Consider the following 20,894-nt stretch of genomic DNA (forward strand, 5'->3'; position numbering starts at 1 on the left):
TCATAAGGCGTAGCGTCCATCTGGATTATTGTTATTCAGTAGCCCGCTTGGTTCGGTCATCCCCTAGCCTTTTACCGCCCCGGCGGACAGGCCGGACACCAGGAAACGCTGCAGGGCGAGAAACAACAGCATAACCGGCAGCGATACGATAATGGAGCCGGCGGCAAAAAATCCCCACTCAGACGCGTAATCGCTGACAAAGAAGCGCAGCCCTACGGGTACCGTGTAGAGGGACTCGTCATCCATAAAAATGGAGGCGAGGATGAATTCGTTCCAGGCGGTCATAAACGCGAACAGGCCGGTAACGGCGATGGCCGGGCGGGCCAGCGGCAGGATGATGCGGGTGAATATGGTCCAGCGCGAAGCGCCTTCCAGTAGCGCAGATTCTTCGATCTCGTAGGGCAGCGTGTCGAAGTAGCCTTTCAGCATCCACACACAGAATGGCAGTGCAGTAATTGAGTACACCAGAATCAGCCCCAGCCAGGAATTCCCCAGCCCCAGCCACTGCACCACAATCACATACAGCGGGATCAGCATCAGCACGGCGGGAAACATCTGCGAGATCAGAAACAGCATCATGCCGCGCTCGCGACCGGCGAAGCGGAAGCGGGAGAAGGCGTAGGCGGCGGAGCAGCTCAGGGACAGGCCGACGACCGTGGTAGCGAGAGCGACCACCAGGCTGTTACCCAGCCAGCGCAGAAAGGGCTGCTCGTCGAGCAGCGCGCGGAAGTTGTCGAGGGTCCAGCGCTCTGGCAAAGGGATCAGGGCTTTTAAATGCTGACCGAGGCTGGCATCGGCGGGCAGCTGGACCAGCGTGAGGGCCTGCTGGCCGGAGAAGGCGAGGCTGACGACCCACAGCAATGGGTAGATGACGATCAGCGATGAAATCACCAGCAACACAAATCGCCAGCTGAAAATATCCCGCACGATTCGTATAAGAGCCTGACCGCCGGCGAACAGGAGCCAGCGTCGCAACCGTTCGCCTGCAGGCAGGCTCCCGCGGGGTGCGGTGCGGTTCGGGGAGGTCATCGGTTGCCCTCCAGGGTTCGGCTCACCTTCGTCTGCCACAAGGCATAACAAAACAGCAGCGCCAGAATCACCATGGAATAAGCGGCGGCATAGGCATACTGGTATTTTTCAAACCCAATGCGGAAGGCCTTGGTGATGAGGATGTCGTTGGCTCCCGCAGGGGCACCGTCGCTCACCAGATAGATCACGTTGAACATATTGAAGGTCCACACCACCGACAGAATCACTGCGGGGATCAACACCGGTTTCAGTAGCGGCAGGGTGATGCTGCGAAACTGCAGCCAGCGGCCAGCGCCCTCCACTCGCGCAGCTTCATACAGCTCGCGCGGGATCGATTGCAGGCCGCCGAGAATAACCACCATCATAAACGGAATGCTCAGCCACACATTGGTCACCAGCCCGGTAAAAAAGCTCGCGCCGATGGAATCAAACCAGGCCACCGGCGCCACCCCCACCACCTGCAGCGCCTGGTTGATGACTCCGAATTGCGGGTGAAACATACCTTTCCAGACCAGCGCGGTGATGTAGTTGGGAATGGCCCAGGGCAGAATCAGAATCAGGCGGAACAGGCCGCGGCCGAAGATGGGTTTGTCCAGCGCCAGCGCCAGTAGTAACGCCAGCCCCACTGCCAGTACAACATTGCTCGCCGTCCACAATACGGTAATCAACAGGGTCCAGTAGAAGTTGTCGAAATCGAGACTGCGCTCAGTACCCTCCCCCTGCCACAGATCAAAATCCCCGAGGATGGAAGTGTAATTATCCAGACCTATCAGGCGCGACCACAGCGGTGTGTGCTCGTTGAATACCGTGGTATCGGTAAAGGATAGCAACAGGCCATACAGCAGAGGAAAAAACACCAGCAGGGTCATACCCAGCATGGCGGGCAGAATATACAGATAGGCAGTGCGATGAGTTTGCCAACCCACCATCAAGGTATTGCGATAACGCCGCCATAACCAGCCCGCCAAAATGACCAACAATATCGGTATAGCCCACAACCACACGGGCATGGTCGCAGGCGACGCACCGCGCGCGCGCGAGCGCTCCAACCTCGCCAGGTCGCCGCTGATGCGCCGCTGCAACTGGTGCAGTTCCGCTTGCGGCTGCGCCGCCCCCTTGACGACTTTTTTCAGTGCATTCTCCAGCGGCACCCATACAAGAGTCATCGCCGGCAGGTTGGGGATCGGCAGCGTATGTTCCAGCTGCTGGCGGAAGGCCATGGCGGTGTCGTTGGTGGCGATACGCGGGTGTTCAAATGCGCTGATATTGGCGGGCAACTGGCCGCCCTCGATGGCCATTTTCTCGGCAGACGCGCGGCTGGTGAGATAGTCCATTACCGACACCGCCGCCGCGGGGTTCTTCGACCAGGGGGAGAGGAACAATCCCTCCACCGCCACCCACGGCGAGAGCGGCTTGCCGCTTTCGCTGTTTATCGGCAGCGGCACCACCCGGTAATTCACTTGCGGAGCGATTTCCCCCAGCATCCAGGGGCCACTGATCACCATGGCCGCACGCCCCTGATTAAACAGACTGGTGACCAGGGTGCTGCTGGGTTCTTCCGGCAGGATATGGTCTTCCCGCACCCAGCGCGCCAGCATTTCCAGCGAACGGATATTCGCCGGGCTGTCCAGGTCCAGATTGCCGCCGCGATCAAACGGGCCGGGCCCAAAGCTGTTCATCAGCGCACCGTGAAAAAATGGCTCGGTATAGCTGTAAGCGAGGCCAAAGCGCCCCGCATTGCGGTCGGTGTGACGCTCTGCTTCCGCCACCATCGCATCGGTGGTGTGAGGCGGTGTATTCACAAGATCGGTGTTGAGAATCAGCGCAGGGCTTTTGAAATTGAACGGCAGACCGTAAAGCTCGCCGGCAAATGTCATGGCGTCGATCAGGTTCGCGGGAAAGCGTGCGCGCAAGTGCGCGCTGACATGGGAATCGATGGGGGCCACGGTATTGCCGGCGATTGCCCAGCCACCCAGTCGATCGTGGGCGAAGACGAACAGGTCCGGGCCCTGGCGACGAGGGAGTGCGGCGGAGAGTTTATCGGCGTAGCCGCCAAACGGCACAGCCAGGGTTTTTACCTGTACCTGATCCTGGCTGCGGTTGTAGTCGTCAATCAGTTGCTCAAAGGCCACGCGCTCGGCACCGCGGTAACCGTGCCAGAGATTGAGGCTTTCCGCAGCGCGGGCGTGGCCGGAGACCAGTATCCACAGGAAAAACACCCACCAGAGCCAGCCTGCTGGCAAACACATCGCCAGGGCAGGATGTTCGCCAGCAGGCCGGCGCTTGGATGATGCGCGAGTCAGCACGCGTCTGCACCGACCCGGGCAGCACCGCTGCGGATACGCTGCTGGCTTTGCGCGTCAAACAGGTAAACCGCCCCAGGATCAAAGGCCAGCTCTAACGTATCGCCCATAGTGAGCACTCGCAAACCCGGCAGCCGTGCAATCACTTTGCTCCCCCCAGTGCGCAGGTGAATCAGCATCTCCGCCCCGAGGCTTTCCACCAACTCGATGCTCCCGCGCAAGCGCGGCCAGTTGGCCGGGGCATTGGCGGCGTGCACCAGCTTTTCCGGGCGCAACCCGAGTATCAGGGAGTGGTTCAGCCCCTGCAGCTTGGGCCGCGGCAGGGTCAACAGGTCGCAGGTCAGCTGCGTGCCGTCGTTCGCCACCGTTAACAGATTCATCGGCGGTGAGCCCATAAAACCGGCGACGAAGGTGTTGTCCGGGTCGCTGTACAGCTCCAGCGGCGTGCCCACCTGCATCAGCGCGCCTTTGTCCAGAATCGCAATGCGGGTGCCGAGGGTCATGGCCTCGACCTGATCGTGGGTGACATACACCGAGGTGGTGCCCAGCTGGCGGTGCAGGCGGTGAATGACCGCGCGCATCTGCACCCGCAGCTCAGCATCGAGATTGGACAGGGGCTCATCGAACAGGAACACCTGGGGATCGCGCACCATGGCTCGGCCCAGCGCCACCCGCTGATTCTGGCCGCCGGAGAGCTGGCCCGGTTTGCGGTGCAGCAATTCACTCAGCCCCAGGGTCTTCGCCGCCTCGCGCACCCGGCGATCGATACCGAGCTTGGGGAAATTGCGCACCCGCAGGCCAAACGCCATGTTCTCGAACACGCTCATATGCGGATAGAGGGCGTAATTCTGGAACACCATAGCGATGTCCCGGTCTTTGGGGGGCAGGTCATTGACCCGGTGGCCGCCGATAAACAGGTCGCCACCGCTGATGGATTCGAGCCCGGCAATCATCCGCAGAGTGGTGGATTTGCCACAGCCAGAGGGGCCGACGAGGACCATAAATTCGCCGTCGCGCACCTCCAGGTCCAGGCCCGGCACGGTGGCAGGGCCATCGTCGTAGCGCTTGTTGACGCCTTTGAACTCAATATTGGCCAAGGGATCGGTACTCACTCATCGTCGGACTTCCACTTTTATTATTGTCGTACGGTAATGGGCAGACTTCGCTACCTTACCCCGATTGTGCCCCATAAAACCCGCCAGTGCCTCCCCTCTCCATCGTCGTTCGCCGCGCCAACATCGCCATCTCAGGTTAGCTGATGCGACGAATTTGCCGCGTCAAAACCGGCTCCAGAGGCAGTCTCGAACTTATGTACTAGATTTACCCTGCGCAGAGGTACCGCGCTCAGTAGTCGATAAGTATCCATAAGGACTAAGAGTTATGCGCCAAGCCCCGATTGCGGCTTTTATTGTGACATTTGGCATCACCCTCGTGACTTTATCCGCCTGCTCGGTAAAGCCCGTGGCAATGGACGATGCCACCATCGACCAACGCGCCAGCGGCGACTGGCAGACAGCGTTTGGCAATCAACAACCCGTCACCGGCCCTATTGACCTCAATGAGGCGATCGCTCGTGCCATCGCCTACAACATGGATAACCGCCTGAAGTTGATGGAAGCGGTGGTGGCCAATCGCAACCTCAGTTTGTCCCGCTGGGAAATGCTGCCGGAAATCGCCGCCAGTGCGGGCTACAACCACCGCAACAAACAACACTTCGCCAGCAGCGAAGACGTCAACGGCAACCAGTCCCTGGCCCAGTCCACCTCCCTGGATAAAACCTACAGCACGGCGGGACTCGAGCTTTCCTGGAATGTGCTCGATTTCGGCATCAACTATCTTTCGGCCAAACAGTCCGCCGACGGGGTGATGATTGCGGTCGAACGCCAGCGCAAGTTGATGCACAACGTCATTATGGACGTGGAATACGCGTTCTGGATGGCCGCCGCCGCCCAGCGCGCACAGAGTGAGCTGCCTGGCCTCATTGCCCAAACACGCAGCGCACTGGAGAAATCCCGCGAGAGTGCGGAGCGCGGATTGCGCCAGACCGAAGCCAGCCTTGCCTATCGCCGCGACCTGCTGGATTTGATGCAGCAATTGCTCGCGCTGGAAGGCGATATGCACAACGCCAAAATAGAGCTGGCCTCCCTGATGGGGCTGCCACCCGGCAGCCAATTTACCGTCAGTGCCGCCCCCAGCGATGTGTTGCGCAGCCCCTTTGCGGAAATGAGCGCGCAGGAACTGGCGCAGTACAGCCTGCGCAACCGGCCGGAATTACTCGAAGAAGACTACCGCCAACGTATTGCCGCCACCGAAATTCGAAAAGCCTGTTTGCAGTTGCTGCCCGGGCTGGAGCTGCGCTCGGGCTATTTCTACGACGACAACAGCTACCTGCTCTACAACGACTGGGCGGAGAGTAGCCTGCGCCTGACCTGGGACCTGCTCGGCACTGTCGTCGCCGGCCGCGATCTGGTGGGCTACGCGAAAGATAGCGAGCGCCTGGGTGATGTGCGCCGCGCTGCACTTACGGTGGCGGTGCTAACTCAGGTGGACCTCGCCTTCAGCCACATACAGCGCGCCCAACTGAACCACAACTACGCCATGGAAGTGGCGGATATCGATCGCCAGATGGCGAGCCAATCCCAGGCCCGCTGGCGATCCAGCCAGGGCACCGAACTGGAAAGTATTCACGCCGCCACCCAGTCCCTGCTGTCCAGTGTGCAGCGGGATGTGAGCTACGCAGATTGGCGCAGTGCCAATGGTCGCCTTAGCAATGCGGTTGGATTCCAACCGGAGTTCTACATCGACTACCGCCAACCTCTGGAGGTGATTCAGCAGCAGGTGGCGGATATGCGCACCCAGAGCGCCAGTATGGAACTGCTACCCGTTGGCGGCTACAACCCGGAAGGGGTGGAAAAGCGCGAGGCGGAAATCCGTGAAGACGGCCAGGCCGCTGCGCACTGGTAATCAATAAGTCTTGGAGTGCCGGGACTGCGCCTGACTTGCGCCTCGTACTTAGGCCTCGTGTTGAGTTCATGTGTCTAGGTCGAGTATTTAAAGTCGCGTATGGGCCGAACCTCCAAGCCAATCCCTGTGGTAGATGTACTCGTGGTATCTGCAATGCAAACTCAAACTCTAGCCCACGCGGCACTAGTGCTGTTGTTGGGGCTCTCCTTATTCAGTGACGCCGAAGCCGGCGAACAGACTAGCGCCCCGGCCAAACTCAACGCGCTGAGTCGCGTACAACTCTCCAGCGAACTCGCCGCCCGACTGACCGAAGTGCGCCTGCGCGCCGGCGACCGCTTTAAACGGGGCGACCTCCTGGCCCGTTTCGACTGCACCGAACTCAAGGCCGAACTGGAAGGTGCCGAATCGCAACAGGCGCTAGCCCGCCGGCAACTGGATGCGAACATTTCCCTGCGCCAGCTGGGCGGCAATATCAGTGAACTGGAAATGGTGCAGAGCGAAGCCCAGCTGGCGGAAGCCAAAGCCAATGCCAAAGTATTGCGACACCGCAATAGCCATTGTGAAGTGCGCGCGCCCTTCGACGGTTTTGTAGTGAGCCGTTCGATCGAGCCCCACCAAAGGGTGGAAGTGGGTGCGCCACTGTTAGAACTGGTCGACAACCGCGGCCTGGAAGTGGAAGCCATCATTCCCTCCGGCTGGCTGGAAAAACTCACCATAGGTGCACACTTTGAAGTCACCATCAATGAAACGGGGCGCCAGTACAGCGCTGAACTACAGCGCATAGTGCCGGTGGTCGATCCGGTTACGCGCACTGTTCGGGTTATCGGCACCATTGGACAACCGCAGGAAAGTGGCACCGGTGGATTCAATCCCGCACTGCTGATTTCCGGCATGAGTGGCGAAGCGCACTTTTCCCTTCCGGAAAACAGCGATGCCCTGCTTGCCAATGGTGCAGATCCTGCATTAAGCGGAGCGAACTGACGTGGACGCCCGGCTGCTGGAAAAACTCAATAATTTTCTCGCACTTGAGAAAAAACTGCGCGGTGCCGCCGATTTGCAACAGATCGCGCGTATCGCCTGTAACGACAGCCAGTCACTGCTGGGTTTCACTGCCTGTCTGTTTTTTTCCGGCAGTGAACTGAAGCTGATCGGTGGCTCCAATGTCACAACCATAGATGCCACCAGTAGCGAAGCACAGCACTGGCGCCAACTGGTGCGCAAGCATTTTCCAGATGCCATCCAGCAGGGGCTGGCACAATTGGACATTCCGCTGGCCGCGGCAACCGGCAAAGACATTCAGCATCAGTCACTCACCCTTGTGCCCCTTGGCACCGGCGGTGCCGAGGGCTGCCTGGCACTGCTACGCACACGGTCACTCTCCGAGCAGGAACAGGAAATCGCGCGGGAAGTTGCCGCGGCTATTACCCAGGCGATACTGGCGCTACGCGGTACAAAACAATTCACCCTCAGACGCTGGTTGCGTCGTCGGCCACTGGTGATCGCCGCCGCCATTGCCGCGGTCTGCCTACTACCTGTGCGCCAGAGCGTGCTGGCGCCGGCCACCCTCGCCGCGATAGAACCGCGCATCGTTTCCGCACGCACCGATGGCGTGATTCGCGAGATCGCTATACGTCCCAACGCGTCGGTCACCGCAGGCCAGCTGTTGTTCACCCTGGAAGATGCCGAGGTCACCGCGGAGATTGATCGTGTGCAGCAAGAAATCTCGCTCTACCAGGAGCGCCTGCGCATGACCCGACAATACAATTTCCAGCAGGCTTCCGCCGGTCACAAGCTGGCACAGGCAGAAACGGATCTATCCATTCGCAATCTCGATCTCGACTTTCAAAAATCCCAACTGGATAAAACTCGCATCAAGGCCGCCAGTGACGGTGTGGCGATCTATACCGATCCGGCGGAGTGGATTGGCCGCCGTATCCGTGCTGGTGAAAAAGTCATGGAGATAGTGCAACCGGCCGCGCGCCAGATTCAAATCGACCTGCCCACGGCTGATGCCATCGCACTTCCTGAAAACGCGTCCACCGTGTTCTACGCCGAATCCGACCCGCTGTCGCCCATCGAAGGACAGTTGCACTACCACAGCCTGCTCACCACCGAGGGCGAAAACCTTCCCGCCAGCTACCGCCTGCTCGCCAGCATCCAGCAGGACCGGCCTCAGGTCCGCATCAATACCCGCGGCCACGCGCGCATTTACGGAGCGCGGGTACCTCTCATCTACTACTTACTCCGCCGACCACTGGCCGCGGCCCGCCGCTGGGCCGGAATTTAGCGGCATCACAGGAGTACCCGAGAGGTAAGAGGTAACCAATTGCAGTCTTCGCCCTTTATCAGTCCCGTTATTCGGCAAACCGACACCTGGCCAGAGCTGCGCAAAGACCTGCAGTTTCACCGGGTACAGGAAGATGCCGAGCAGCACACCTGGATGCTGTTTGACCCGCTGCGCGGACAATATCTGGAGCTGGGTGAACTGGAAATTCTGGTATTGCAGCAGTGGCATCTCGGCTGCGAGGAAAAAATTGCCGAGGTAATTGCCCGGGATCACGGCTGCGAGCTTTCTCCCCGACAGGTCGCCGCGGTATACCGCTTTGCCGTCGACAATGAATTGCTGCAGACCGACAGTGAAACGCTGTCACAAAAGTTGTCTTCCGTCAGCCCGCAGCAACAGCGACTGCATAAATTACAACGCAGCATTTTCTGGCGCCGCCCACTATTCACACCCGACCTGAGTAGCCGGCTGTTGTTACCCCTGGCCCGGTGTACCGGGACGCGCGGTTTCTATGTCCTGCTCACAGTGACAGCCGTCTTCTGCGCAGCCTCCGTAGGGCAGCACTGGACAGAATTCCTGGCCTACTTTAATGCCAGCTGGAACGCCGTGGGCGCCCTCACCTTTTTCTGTTGCTACCTGCTGCTGAGCCTATTCCACGAACTGGGCCATGCCAGCGTGGCCAGACTCTACCAGGTGCGTGCCAACAGCATCGGGGTCGGATTGATCGCACTGATGCCCATCATGTTCAGTGAAATTACCGACGCCTGGCGGCTGCCAAGAAAAGCGCGTTTGCACATTTCCGCCGCTGGCGTTCTGTTTGAAGCCACCCTCGGGATGGCCGCGGCGGTAGCCTGGTGCCTGCTCGACGATGGTCTGCTACGGGCACTGGCCTTCTACCTCTTTACCACCTCACTGGTGACGACACTGTTCATCAATGCCAACCCGCTAATGAAGTTTGACGGCTACTACCTGCTGAGTGATTACACTCGAGAAAAAAACCTGCAGCAGAGCGCAACCAATGCTTTCCGCAGCTGGAGCTGGTCAAAGTTATTGCGGGGACAACCGGCACCCATTGATCGCCGCCAGCGATTGCTCGCGCTGTTCGGCTTCGCCAGTCTGCTGTATCGCATTGTGGTCTTTGCCACCATCAGTTACGCCGTCTACCAGCTGCTGTTCAAAGCCGCGGGCCTCGCCCTATTTCTACTGTGTATTGTTCTGCTTATCGCAGTTCCCGCTTACCGGGAAGTGAGCGCCTTTTTCAATCATGTGAAAAAACAGAAAGCCCTGCTGCAGGGCAATCCCAAGCCGTCGCAACAGGACACCACCATGGAGAATAATGATCCGGAGAGTGCAACGAGCGGCCAGCCGGAGAATGCCCACACCAGTAGCCTCAATCGCATTCAACAGCTGAAACAGACCCTGCAGGTATTGAATCCCTGGGTAGTCGGCACTCTGTTCACACTAGTCGCGATACTGCTGACGCCTCTGCCGTGGCCGGTTCAATTCCCGGCCAGCACTTACTTCGCCAATCAGCAAAACGTCATGGCGCCGGCGGGCGCCGTGCTGCAAACCCTGTCCGTGACTCCGGGTACCGCAGTAAGCGCCGGCACCGTCATCGCCGAGTTACACGACAATGAACTGGACTACCGCATCGCCCGCACCCGGCAGGAATTGAAATTATTGAACCGCCGCCAGCACAGCGATGGCTTTGCGACAGAGCTCGACGTGCTGGACGGTGTTTATTTGCAGGATCTACTCAGCAAGCAGCAGTTACTGCGCGCACTGGAAACCGAAAAACAGCAACTACAGATAGTGGCCAGCACCTCGGGTACCGTCGATTGGGTTCTGCCGGGGCTGGCGCCGGGACAATACCTTGACGTCAATATGCTGTTTATCGCCATCGCCGATCGCAGCACCTTGCGGGGCCACGCCTATGGTGAGCCGCAGCAACTGAGGCGCTTGCCGTCAGCGGAAGGACAGAAAAGTACACTGACCGGCAGACTTTTTGTACACGGCCGCTGGCAGCCGTTGCCGGTTACCGTCAACAGCGTGGGACAGATCGCATCGCGACGTATTCAGGACCCCGCGCTCAGTTCCGAGCACGGTGGCCCACTACAGGTACTGCCCGATAACCCGGAGCGCAGTGCAGAAGCATTGCACCTGCTCAATTTCGAATTACAGGCTGCCAGTGATGCCGCCCTGGGAGCGCAGGATTTGTCCATCGCCAGATCCCAGCGTACCGGTACCCTGGTGCTGTTTGGTGAACCCGTCAGCCTGATGCAACTGTTTGTCGACCGGATCGCCGGTGTACTGATTCGCGAAAGCGGCGTTTAAACAACTCTGCACTCAACGCAGAAATTTCTCGGCCGGCCAGGAAGGCCTGCGCCAGAAAACCACAAGGAAAGAGGTATCCCATGGAACTCAATGAGTTTTCCAGATCATCCCTGGCCCAGGCGATCAACCAGCAGGGCCGCCAGCTCACCAGCCTGCGTCGCACGCTGGAAAAACGGGTTCTACTGGATGCGTCCGTGGCGGCGGATATCAGCCATTCGACCGGTGATACCTCAGCCCCGGACACTGCCGAAAGTGCAGACACCAAAAACGGCAACAACCAGATCGGTAACAGTGGCGACGAGGACAACACCGCAGAATCATCGACACCGGGTGCCAGCCAACGCCAGGAGCTGGTCGTCATCGACCTGCAATTGGACGATGCCCAGGCACTGATCGATGACCTGATCCAGCAGGCCGATGAGGTTACCGAGGAGAATGGATTTCTTCAGCTCGCCACCGGCGAGCGCAGCGTCAGCCTGCTGACACTGGATGCCGACGACAGCCTGCAAACGGTGACGGATTATCTCACCCACAGCGACCAGACCTACGACGCCATCCACCTGATCTCCCACGGCGGTGCCGGCGGTATCGACGTGGGCGGGGAAGAATTATCCCTGACCAGCCTTGTCGCCAATGAAGCAGGCAGCCACAGCGCTCAGTTGCAAAGCTGGGAAACCAGCCTGAGCGCAAATGCCGATATCCTGTTGTATGGCTGCAATACCGGCTATAGCCTGACCGGCGAGCAGTTTATCGAACAGGTTGCCAGCCTCACTGGCGCAGACGTGGCGGCTTCCGATGATGCCACCGGTAGTGCGCTGCGCGGTGGTGACTGGGAGCTGGAGCAACAGAAAGGCGAAGTGGAAACCGATATTGCTTTTTCCAAGTTGCTGCAGGGCACCTGGGAAGGATTGCTCGCCGCAGAGCCCGGTGCCACCATCGATGCGCCCGCGGAAGATTTCATCAATGAATCCACCGATATCACCATAGAATTCGACAACCTGGGCACCGACACAGGCTATGGTCCCTTCCTGGATGTAGTGCTAGGCCCCGGTGCAGACTTGCAGAATATCGGCGGTTCACAGGGTGCCAGCTTTGTCGAATACACCTTTACCGGCGGCCAGTGGGTAGATAGCAATGGCAACCCGGTGCTGTACCATCCCTATGATTTCAACCAGACCGGGGCCATCCCCCTGCCACCGGGCCAGGGCGAAGGCTCCACCTGGTACGCGATTCAATTGCCGTTCGGATCTTTTACCGGGGACCAGCCGCCTTACGAAATCATCGCCTCGATTTTGCTTGACGAGGCCACAGGCGCGATGGTGGGCACACCCATTCCGATTTGGGTCAGACCCGGCTTTGCCTACGGTAACGACCCCCTCAACAACCCGGATGTAGACCCGCCGATTGTCGCGCCCCCCATCGTCGACCAGATTACCCCCACTGTGATGCTGGTGGACAAGGTGGCGCTGGACGGCGATGGCGATAATGCGTCCATTGGCGACGACGGCGAGACGGTCACCGGGCCCAGCGAACCGGTGACCTGGCAGGTAACCGTCGATATTGCCAATGCTTCGCAGATCGACAATCTGGTGATCACCGAAGAAATACCAGAGAACTTTTACTATCTGCCGGGCACGGTAACCGTAACCTACGCAAACGGCGCTACACCCAACTTCACCATCACCGAACCACCGGAAGGGGCAAACCTCAATTCCGAGTTGATCGTCACTTTTACGGACCCTGTCGAGGGCACCACCGTCGACAATGACATAGTAATTACCTACTCCGGCTACGTGCCGGATGTCGACGCCAATGGCAATCCCATTGTGATCAATGACGGGGCCAATGACGTGGTACTGAATACCGCCTCCGTCACCGGCGACTATAACGGACAAACCGTCACCGATGATGACGATGCACAAATCATTGCAACCGCCACGGCCCTGCAGAAAGACGTTGCCCTGATACAGGATAACGGTGACACCGGGTTTACCCCCGGAGACCGCGTGCAGTACACCCTGACGATGCAGGTTTCCGACTATATGTCGTTGGATAACCTGGTCGCGAACGATCTGGTTGGGGATGGTCTGGAAGTAGATCCGAGCTCCATTTCGATGGAAGTTTTTTTTAACGGCGACACTTTCGCCGACACGACCGTCGGTGCCGGAAACTCCACGGTAACGGTAAATGGCAATGGATCCACTTCCGTAAACGTAAATATCTCCCAGGAACTAGCAGATCGCGGCATTACTTCCGGCAACCTGGAAGGCGACCTGGTACCGGATGCCGTCACAGATGGCACCACTACCGTCACCATCACTTATGAAGCCACAATCCTTGAGCGATACGTTGAAACCGGCAACGCCGTTGATGCGCTGGATACCATCAACAACCAGGCCAGCGTGAGTGGCACTGCCACATCGGCGAATGGGCAAACGGTCGAGAACAACAGCTCCGAGGAAATCGTTATACAAGGCGCGGACTCCAGCAAAAGTGTGTACGCGGTCAATGGCAGCACAAATCCAGACGACCTGGATGAGATTTCTGTTGGCGACTCGGTAACCTTTGCCATCGAGGTTGATCTGGGCACGCTTGACTATCAAGGTATTACCCTCACGGATTACCTGCCGCAGCCAGTGTTCCTGGCTCAGGCGCCCACGTTTGTTGATACCGCACAAGGCACGAATACGCCGGGCGTCAATCAGTGGGGTTTTGGCCCGAATACAGAATTCGCCAGCTGGCCACCCGGGTACCTGGACGGTGCCAATGTCACTACGAGCGCCGATCTCGGCAACAACTCGATCACATGGAATTACGAAGCGGTAAACCAGGACAACTCGGCAGGGGGCATCGTACAGCTGCTGTTTACCGTAGAGGTGCAGGACCAACCCTTCACCGATGGCTTGCAACTGACCAACATCGCCTCGGTTGCCATTGAGAATACCGATGGCACTACCATCCTCGACCCAGATGGCGTTCAGGTTGAAGTACTGTCACCAGAGCTCATCCTCACCAAGGGTGTGGTTTCTACCGATAACGGCAATGGTATTTTCGATCCCACCACAATTGGGCCAGTCACGTTTGAAGGCCCCGGGGGGGCCGGAACCCCACCCTGGGCCGGCGGCCCGATTACCAGTGGCAATCTGGATACCGCACCGATTGATTCGAACCTCAGTGACGTGGATGCCGGGGACACAGTCAAGTTTGCGATCACCCTGGAAAATACCGGGGGGTCCGACGCCTTTGACCTGGTAATCAGCGACTCCCTACCTCCGGGTTTTGAAATTCCAGCGGGCGCACCAGGACTCAACCTGCAGGTATTTACCGGTGCAGGTGACCCGGTGAACTTCAGCGGAGACCTGTTCAGCGGAGGTATTACGCTGGAAGACCCTTCCGCCATGGAAGGTGCACTGAACGAGGGCCGGGACCCGGATACCGGAGCCACCACCGATGGCAGCAACATCATCATCATTACTTATGACCTGATTGCCAGCGACGATGTACGGCCCAATCAAATCATTGAAAATACCGCACAACTGGAAGAGTACGGCGGTGTTGATGAAGGCAACGACTACACCGCGGGCAACTCCAATATCAATTGGCAGGATGACGCAGATGTAGAAATCGCGGGCAACACCGTGGAAAAAGACTTGGTCGGCACCAATATCAATTCCACTACCAATGCCAATAATGAAGCCGTTATTGGCGAGGTCATTACCTACACCGTCACACTGACGATTGCTGAAGGGGAAACACCCTCAGCCAGTATTCGGGATACTCTGGATCAGGGACTGGAATTTATCGGTATTACGTCGGTAACCACATCATCCGGCGATATTGCCTCTACAGTGCCGCTAACACCCGCGGGGTTAGCGCCAACCGTCAATGGGCAGCAAGTTATCTTTGACCTGGGCGATATCACAAATACCAATCGCGACAACAGCGTAGCCGAAACCATTACGATCACCTATGAAGTGCTGGTGGATAACGTCGCGGCTAACCAGAGCGGTGCTCAGCGCAATAACAACGCGCGCTTCTTCTGGGACAGCACCGATGACACGGTCGACAATCCTACCGTTCAGGACAACAACAGCGCGCCCAATGTCACCGTAATAGAGCCGGATCTACAGGTCGATAAAACCCTGACCAATACACCGGTACCCATCGACGGCGGCGATGCAGTCCAGTACACCATTGTCGTCTCACACTCAGCCTTTTCCGACACCGACGCCTTCGATGCGACCTTTACCGATACCTTGCCGCCGGAGCTCACCGGTGTTGCGCTCAGCAGCGCGACCTTGACCGTGAATGGGCTAGATACCGATGTACTCAATCTTTTTCAGACCAACGGCAATACCATTGAAACAATTCCCGGTCAGTCCTTCGACCTTTTATTTGGCGATACGCTGACACTGGTTGTGGATGCCACGGTCGTCAATAACGTATTGGTAGGCACCCAGGTTTCAAACACGGCGACCGTCGACTGGCAGAGTATTGATGGCGACGACCCCAATGAGCGCACCGGCGAGGACGGTGCCGGCGGCTCTCCCGACGACTATGAAACCGACGATACGTTTAACTTCACGATAACTTCGCCAGAGGCCGCGAAAATTATCGTCCAGAGCTCCATCGAAGACGCGTTCAACGATCGCGCCCAGGTCGTCATCGGCGAGACGGTAATCTTTCTCGCCGGAATTTTGATACCGGAAGGCGTGGTGGAGGATGGCAACTTTACCGATACCCTGCCCGCGGGCATGGAATTCGTGAGCCTGAACAACATCATTATCGGCAATGATCTCACCTTGACCGGCAGTACATTTGGCCCACCGACAGAAACTGTTAACCCGGATGGAAGCACCACTCTTGACTTCGGCTCGGTAGATCAGATTTTAAATGTCGGCGGCCAGGACCCTCTGGAGATCGATGATCTGATCGCCTTCGTGTATACGGTACGTATCACCAACGTCGACACCAATCAGGCCGGCACCGATCTGACCAACAACGCCGAGTTCACGTCCAGCGTCAATAACGTATCGAGCTCTGCAACGGTAACCGTCATCGAGCCACAGCTGACGATCGATAAATCCGCCAATATTCTTCAGGGCGATAACGGTGACCTGGTCAACTACACCATTACTGTCGAAAACCCGGATGACGGCAGCAGTACCACCGCCTACGACATCAGCTTCAGTGATCCACTACCGGCCGAACTCACCGGTGCCACGGTCAGCGCCACACTGACCTCCGGCGCCGGGATTTCGGATATCTCCGGTAATTTCGTCATCGTTGGTGGGGAAGTAGTGCTCGACCCGCAAGCGGCACTGGATTTGGAGCCGGGCGAACTGGTTACCATTACCGTGTCTGGAACCCTCGCCAACACCGTCGCCGGCAGCACCATCACCAATACCTCCGATATCGACTGGACCAGCCTTGACGGCGCAGATCCCAATGAGCGAACCGGTGACGATGGTGAGGGTGGCCCACTCAACGATTACGCCACCAGTGATCAGGTTGAAATCACGGTGAATGGGCCGGCATTCGAGAAAACTCTGGTTTCCACTTCGCAAAACGACGGTCTGAACGATGACACTGAAGCAACCATTGGCGAAATCGTTACCTTCTCGGTTACTGTCACTGTTCCGGAAGCAACCCTGAGCGGGCAGATTACCGACGTCTATGGCCCCGGTTTTGAATTCATCGATCTCGTCGGTGTCTCCGCCAGTAACCCGGGGGCAACTCCCATCACTCCCGGGGATGTTACCGTCACAAACGATGCCGGTAATAACACGGTGGAATTCGACTTCGGCACACTGCAGAATACGGACACCGACAACACCACCGTGGAAACCATCACCCTGACGTACCGGGTGCGGGTGACCGACATTCCCGCCAATGTGCAGGGCGTTACGCTCACCAACGATGCCACGCTCAGCTACGACACCGATGGCGACACCATTCCGGATGCCGATCTCACCGACGACGCATCCGTGGATATCGTCGAGCCGGAACTGATCGTCGATAAACAACTGTTAAGCGGATCACCGCTGACACTCGGGGGGCTCGCCACTTACCAGCTCACCATTCGGCTCGATCCTTCCAGCGGTGCCAACGCCTACAACGTCACGATTGAAGACGCGCAGCCGCCGTTTATCGCATCGGTAGAAAATGTGCAGATCAGCGTGACCGGTGGCTCCCCCACTATCGTCAACAACTCGACCGCTAATTTGCTCTCACTGGACGTCAGTGAAATAGACAGCACCACGGTCATTACCATCACGATCGATGCACGGGTTACCAGCGACACCGCAGCGATCGGCCAGAGCACAACGAACACGGTGGAAGTGGAGTCCACCAGCCTGGACACACCTCCGGGAGGCAACGACACCGCTATTGAGAGGGAGTATGACTATACCGACAGCGTTACTGCGCCCATCGGCGCGGTGGATCTGTTCGTGGACAAGGATGATGCCGGCATCACCGCCGCGCCTGGCGACGATATTACTTACACCATCAACTACGGTAATACCGGCAATATTGATGCCACCGGTGTGGTCATTACCGAGAGCCTCCCCGAATACGTCACGTTCAATCCGGCCGATAACCCGGGCTGGACTCTGAATGGCGACATTCTGACCTTTAACATCGGCGATCTGGCTGCCGGAGCAAGTGGCTCGGTAGAGCTGGTGGTGACGGTCATTGACCCACTACCCGCCGGCGTTGATGAAACCAATAATACCGTGTCCATTGACGGCGACGAGAGCAACGGCACCGACCCAACGCCGGATAACAATACCGACGAAGATGTAACACCACTAGAGGCGGCTCCCGACTATGTAATCGACAAGGTGGAGGAATTTGACGATCCCGCGTTCCCCGGCGAGACCATCAGCTGGAGCATCACCATCACCAATGAAGGCAACCAAGACGGTACCGGCGTAATCATCACCGACCAGTTGCCATCCACGCCCTTTGTTTCCGGTTATACCGCGAGTGACGGCGGTGTGGTGGATACCGATGCAGGCACGGTAGTCTGGGATATTGGTGATCTCGCGGTTGGTGAAACGGTGACAGTAACGCTAACCGGTGTGGTAGCGGACCAAGTGCCTCCGCGAATCCCTCAGCAAATCAATGCGGTGGAAGTCACCGACGACGGCACCAATGGCCCAGACCCGACGCCGGAAAACAATGTCGACAGTGAGACGTTCGATATTACCGAAGTGGATCTTTCCATCACTAAAGACGACGGTGGTATCAGTACTACGCCCGGCGGCACCGTTGTCTACACCCTGACCTACAGCAACCTCGGGACCGCTCTGGCAGACAATGTAGCCATCACCGAAACACTGCCACCGAACACCACCTTTGATGCGACGAGCTCCACCGCCGGCTGGGTGGACAATGGCGATGGCACGCTGACGTTTGACCTTGGCACCCTGGATCCCGGCGAAACCGGCACCGTGGAATTCGCGGTGATCGTCGATGCCCCTCTACCCGCCGGCGTCGAAGAGATACTCAACAATACCGAGATTTCCTATGACGACGGCCGCGGGCCGGACCAGAACCTGGACAACAACACCGCTGAGGACAACACCCCAATTGATGCACAGCCAGACTATGTAATTGATAAGATCGAAAACTTCACCGATCCCGCCAACCCCGGTGACACCATCGAGTGGACCATCGAAGTTAGCAACCAGGGCAATCAGGACGGCACCGGTGTAGTGGTGACCGATACTCTTCCCGATCTGGGCTTGTTCAATAATTTCACCGCAGACAATGGCGGAGTCATTGATTTGAGTAACGCCACCGTCACCTGGGATATTGGCGACCTTGCGGTAGGAGAATCGGTGACATTAACCTTGTCGGCAGTCGTAAATGACTTGGTGCCCTCGGCTATTCCAACTCAGCTAAACAGCGTGGAAGTCTCCGATGATGGCGCCAACGGACCGGATCCCACGCCCGAGAACAATAACGACAGCGAATCATTCAGAATCGTCTATGTGGATGTGGCCATCGACAAGTCGGCCAGCACCGATACGGCGCTCCCGGGCGACACGGTTATATATACCCTGGAATACACAAACTTCGGCACGGCACTCGCCACTGGTAATGTGATTACCGAAACACTTCCCGAAAATACACAATTTGATGCAGCCAACTCGACACCGGGCTGGGTAGTCTCCGGCGATCAATTCACTTTCGATATTGGCGACCTGGCACCGGGAGATGATGGGCAAATTCAGTTCGCCGTGATCATCGATAATCCGTTGCCTGCCGGTGTCGATACATTCAATAACAGCGCCCGTATCGACGACGACGGTAATAATGGCCCCGATCAGAACCCAGACAACAACACCAGTACAGACCGAAGTAATACGGATGTTCTCGTTCGGGCGGCGCCAGACTACGCCATCGACAAAATCGAGAACTTTGCCGATCCCACACGACCGGGCAATACTATCTCCTGGACCATTGTCGCCACCAATGAGGGTAACCAGGATGGTACCGGGGTGGTTATTACCGACCAGCTGCCGGATCAATCGTTATTTTCCGACTTTATCGCCAGCGATGGCGGCATTGTCGATACGGTGGCCGGCACCGTCACGTGGAATATCGGCGACCTGGCGGTGGGCGAGAGTGTGACACTGACGCTGACCACAACGGTAAACGACCAGATCCCCGCGAATGTCAGCGGGCAGGTCAATACCGTGACTATAGATGACGACGGCGACAACGGGCCCGATCCCACACCGGAAAACAATACCGATAGCGAGACGTTCGAAATCCTGTTCGTCGATCTGTTTATCGACAAGGACGACAATGGCGTGGTGCCGCGCCCGACCGAGTCCATCATCTACACACTGGACTACGGCAACCGGGGCAACGCCACCTCCACCGGCGTGGTCATTACCGAAACCCTGCCCCCCAATACCACCTTCGACGCAGCCAACTCCACCCCCGGTTGGGTGCAGAATGGCGATACCTATAGCTTTGACGTGGGCAACCTGGCCCCCGGGGAACGGGGCAACGTTACCTTTGCCGTCACGGTGAATTACCCCATCAGCGTCACCATTCAGCAGACCGAAAACACCGCGATCATTACCGATGATGGGGACAATGGCCCAGACCAGAACCCAGACGACAATATCGATACGGATAAGACGCCATTCGAGAACGACACCAATGTCGACAACATTACTCTGTCGCAACTGCGCCCGGACTATATCTACCCTCCCCGCGAGTGGGTGCGGCAGGCGCCGGAGCTGCACGGGCGGCTGATTTCTGTTGAGACCGAATCCACCAGCGCCAACCTGCAGGGCGGACGCAACGGCGGTAACTTCGATCCGGCATTTGGCTCCGTAGACGGTAGCTTCTACCCCAATGACTGGTCGCGGGTATTCCGTAACGACCTCACCATTGACTCAGGCATGAGCCAGAGCAGCCTCGGTCAGCCCGCCAAGTCCAGTCCGCTGGAAATGCACCGGGATTTCGCCCCCTACCGCGCAAACTCCCTTTTCGGGGAATTTGAGCGGCCCGCGGCAAGTCCGGAGCCGGAAGGCACTCCGCAATCGGCACCAGCCGCCGAACCCCTGCCCGCGCCGCTACAGAGCCTGCCGGAAGAGCCTGTGGACCTGGGTGCAGGGCGCAACCCGGTTCAGCAGCAGCTGGACGAAATTGTCCGCGAATTGAGCGAGGCGCGAGTATCACCGCTGCTGGCAGCACTGGCGGCAATGACAGTGGAGGAAGCCCAGCACAGGCCCGGCGAGTGAGCTGCAACCCTGGCGCGTACCAATTAGCCCGCCAAATGGCGGGCGACACAATATGTCAAATGACTGGTGCGTTCGGTCAACTCACTGCGCAGAAGATAACTTATGTTGCTGCGGTGGGCGGACCATGCGGAGAGTCATTCATGCACCGGATTTCGAAATCCGTCCGCAAAAATCCAGAGTATGGGGTGTGGCTGCCGTACAATCAGAGCC

Annotated in this window: 8 protein-coding genes; 5 read left to right on the top strand and 3 right to left on the bottom strand. The window is 58.0% G+C overall.

The genetic code is table 11. The annotated features are described in order from the left end of the window. Positions 1 to 63 precede the first annotated feature (63 nt). From Q1A74_RS13275 to Q1A74_RS13285, 3 genes are read right to left on the bottom strand one after another with little or no spacing between them, the layout of a single operon-like run. Positions 64 to 1,029, bottom strand: coding sequence for a sugar ABC transporter permease (locus tag Q1A74_RS13275; protein ID WP_299596888.1), 966 nt, complete (start codon positions 1,027 to 1,029; stop codon positions 64 to 66). Continuing rightward, the gene (locus Q1A74_RS13280) at positions 1,026 to 3,272 is read right to left on the bottom strand and encodes an extracellular solute-binding protein (RefSeq protein WP_299596890.1); all 2,247 of its coding nucleotides are present in this window, start codon (positions 3,270 to 3,272) and stop codon (positions 1,026 to 1,028) included. Before Q1A74_RS13280 ends, Q1A74_RS13275 begins: the two co-directional genes overlap by 4 nt. 56 nt (positions 3,273 to 3,328) lie before the next feature. Continuing rightward, on the bottom strand, positions 3,329 to 4,444 hold the full coding sequence (locus tag Q1A74_RS13285) for an ABC transporter ATP-binding protein (protein WP_299596893.1): 1,116 nt from the start codon (positions 4,442 to 4,444) through the stop codon (positions 3,329 to 3,331). 268 nt (positions 4,445 to 4,712) lie between these two features. Between Q1A74_RS13285 and Q1A74_RS13290 the strand changes: the two genes are divergently transcribed. The 5 genes from Q1A74_RS13290 to Q1A74_RS13310 all read left to right on the top strand — a co-directional run bounded on the left by Q1A74_RS13290 (position 4,713) and on the right by Q1A74_RS13310 (position 20,684). Then, complete coding sequence (locus Q1A74_RS13290) at positions 4,713 to 6,296, top strand: TolC family protein (protein ID WP_299596895.1); 1,584 nt, start codon at positions 4,713 to 4,715, stop codon at positions 6,294 to 6,296. Positions 6,297 to 6,449: 153 nt separating this feature from the next. Further along, positions 6,450 to 7,277: an efflux RND transporter periplasmic adaptor subunit gene (locus tag Q1A74_RS13295; protein ID WP_299596896.1), complete on the top strand. Its 828-nt coding sequence runs from the start codon at positions 6,450 to 6,452 to the stop codon at positions 7,275 to 7,277. Position 7,278: 1 nt separating this feature from the next. After that, a complete protein-coding gene (locus tag Q1A74_RS13300; protein ID WP_299596898.1) occupies positions 7,279 to 8,583 on the top strand; it encodes an HlyD family efflux transporter periplasmic adaptor subunit in 1,305 nt (434 codons plus the stop codon). 39 nt (positions 8,584 to 8,622) lie between these two features. Beyond that, a complete protein-coding gene (locus Q1A74_RS13305; protein WP_299596900.1) occupies positions 8,623 to 10,914 on the top strand; it encodes a M50 family metallopeptidase in 2,292 nt (763 codons plus the stop codon). Between the two features lie 80 nt (positions 10,915 to 10,994). Continuing rightward, positions 10,995 to 20,684 carry an isopeptide-forming domain-containing fimbrial protein gene (locus Q1A74_RS13310; RefSeq protein ID WP_299596902.1) on the top strand — a complete coding sequence of 3,230 codons (9,690 nt, stop codon included), beginning with the start codon at positions 10,995 to 10,997 and terminating at the stop codon, positions 20,682 to 20,684. The last annotated feature ends 210 nt before the right edge of the window (positions 20,685 to 20,894 follow it).

Source organism: uncultured Microbulbifer sp., from assembly GCF_947504145.1.
GTDB lineage: Bacteria > Pseudomonadota > Gammaproteobacteria > Pseudomonadales > Cellvibrionaceae > Microbulbifer.

Excerpts from the sequence above, each read along its gene's own strand:
- Q1A74_RS13290 (WP_299596895.1), top strand. The coding sequence starts at position 4,713 with ATGCGCCAAGCCCCGATTGCGGCTTTTATTGTGACATTTGGCATCACC.
- Q1A74_RS13275 (WP_299596888.1), bottom strand. The coding sequence starts at position 1,029 with ATGACCTCCCCGAACCGCACCGCACCCCGCGGGAGCCTGCCTGCAGGC.
- Q1A74_RS13295 (WP_299596896.1), top strand. The coding sequence starts at position 6,450 with ATGCAAACTCAAACTCTAGCCCACGCGGCACTAGTGCTGTTGTTGGGG.
- Q1A74_RS13310 (WP_299596902.1), top strand. The coding sequence starts at position 10,995 with ATGGAACTCAATGAGTTTTCCAGATCATCCCTGGCCCAGGCGATCAAC.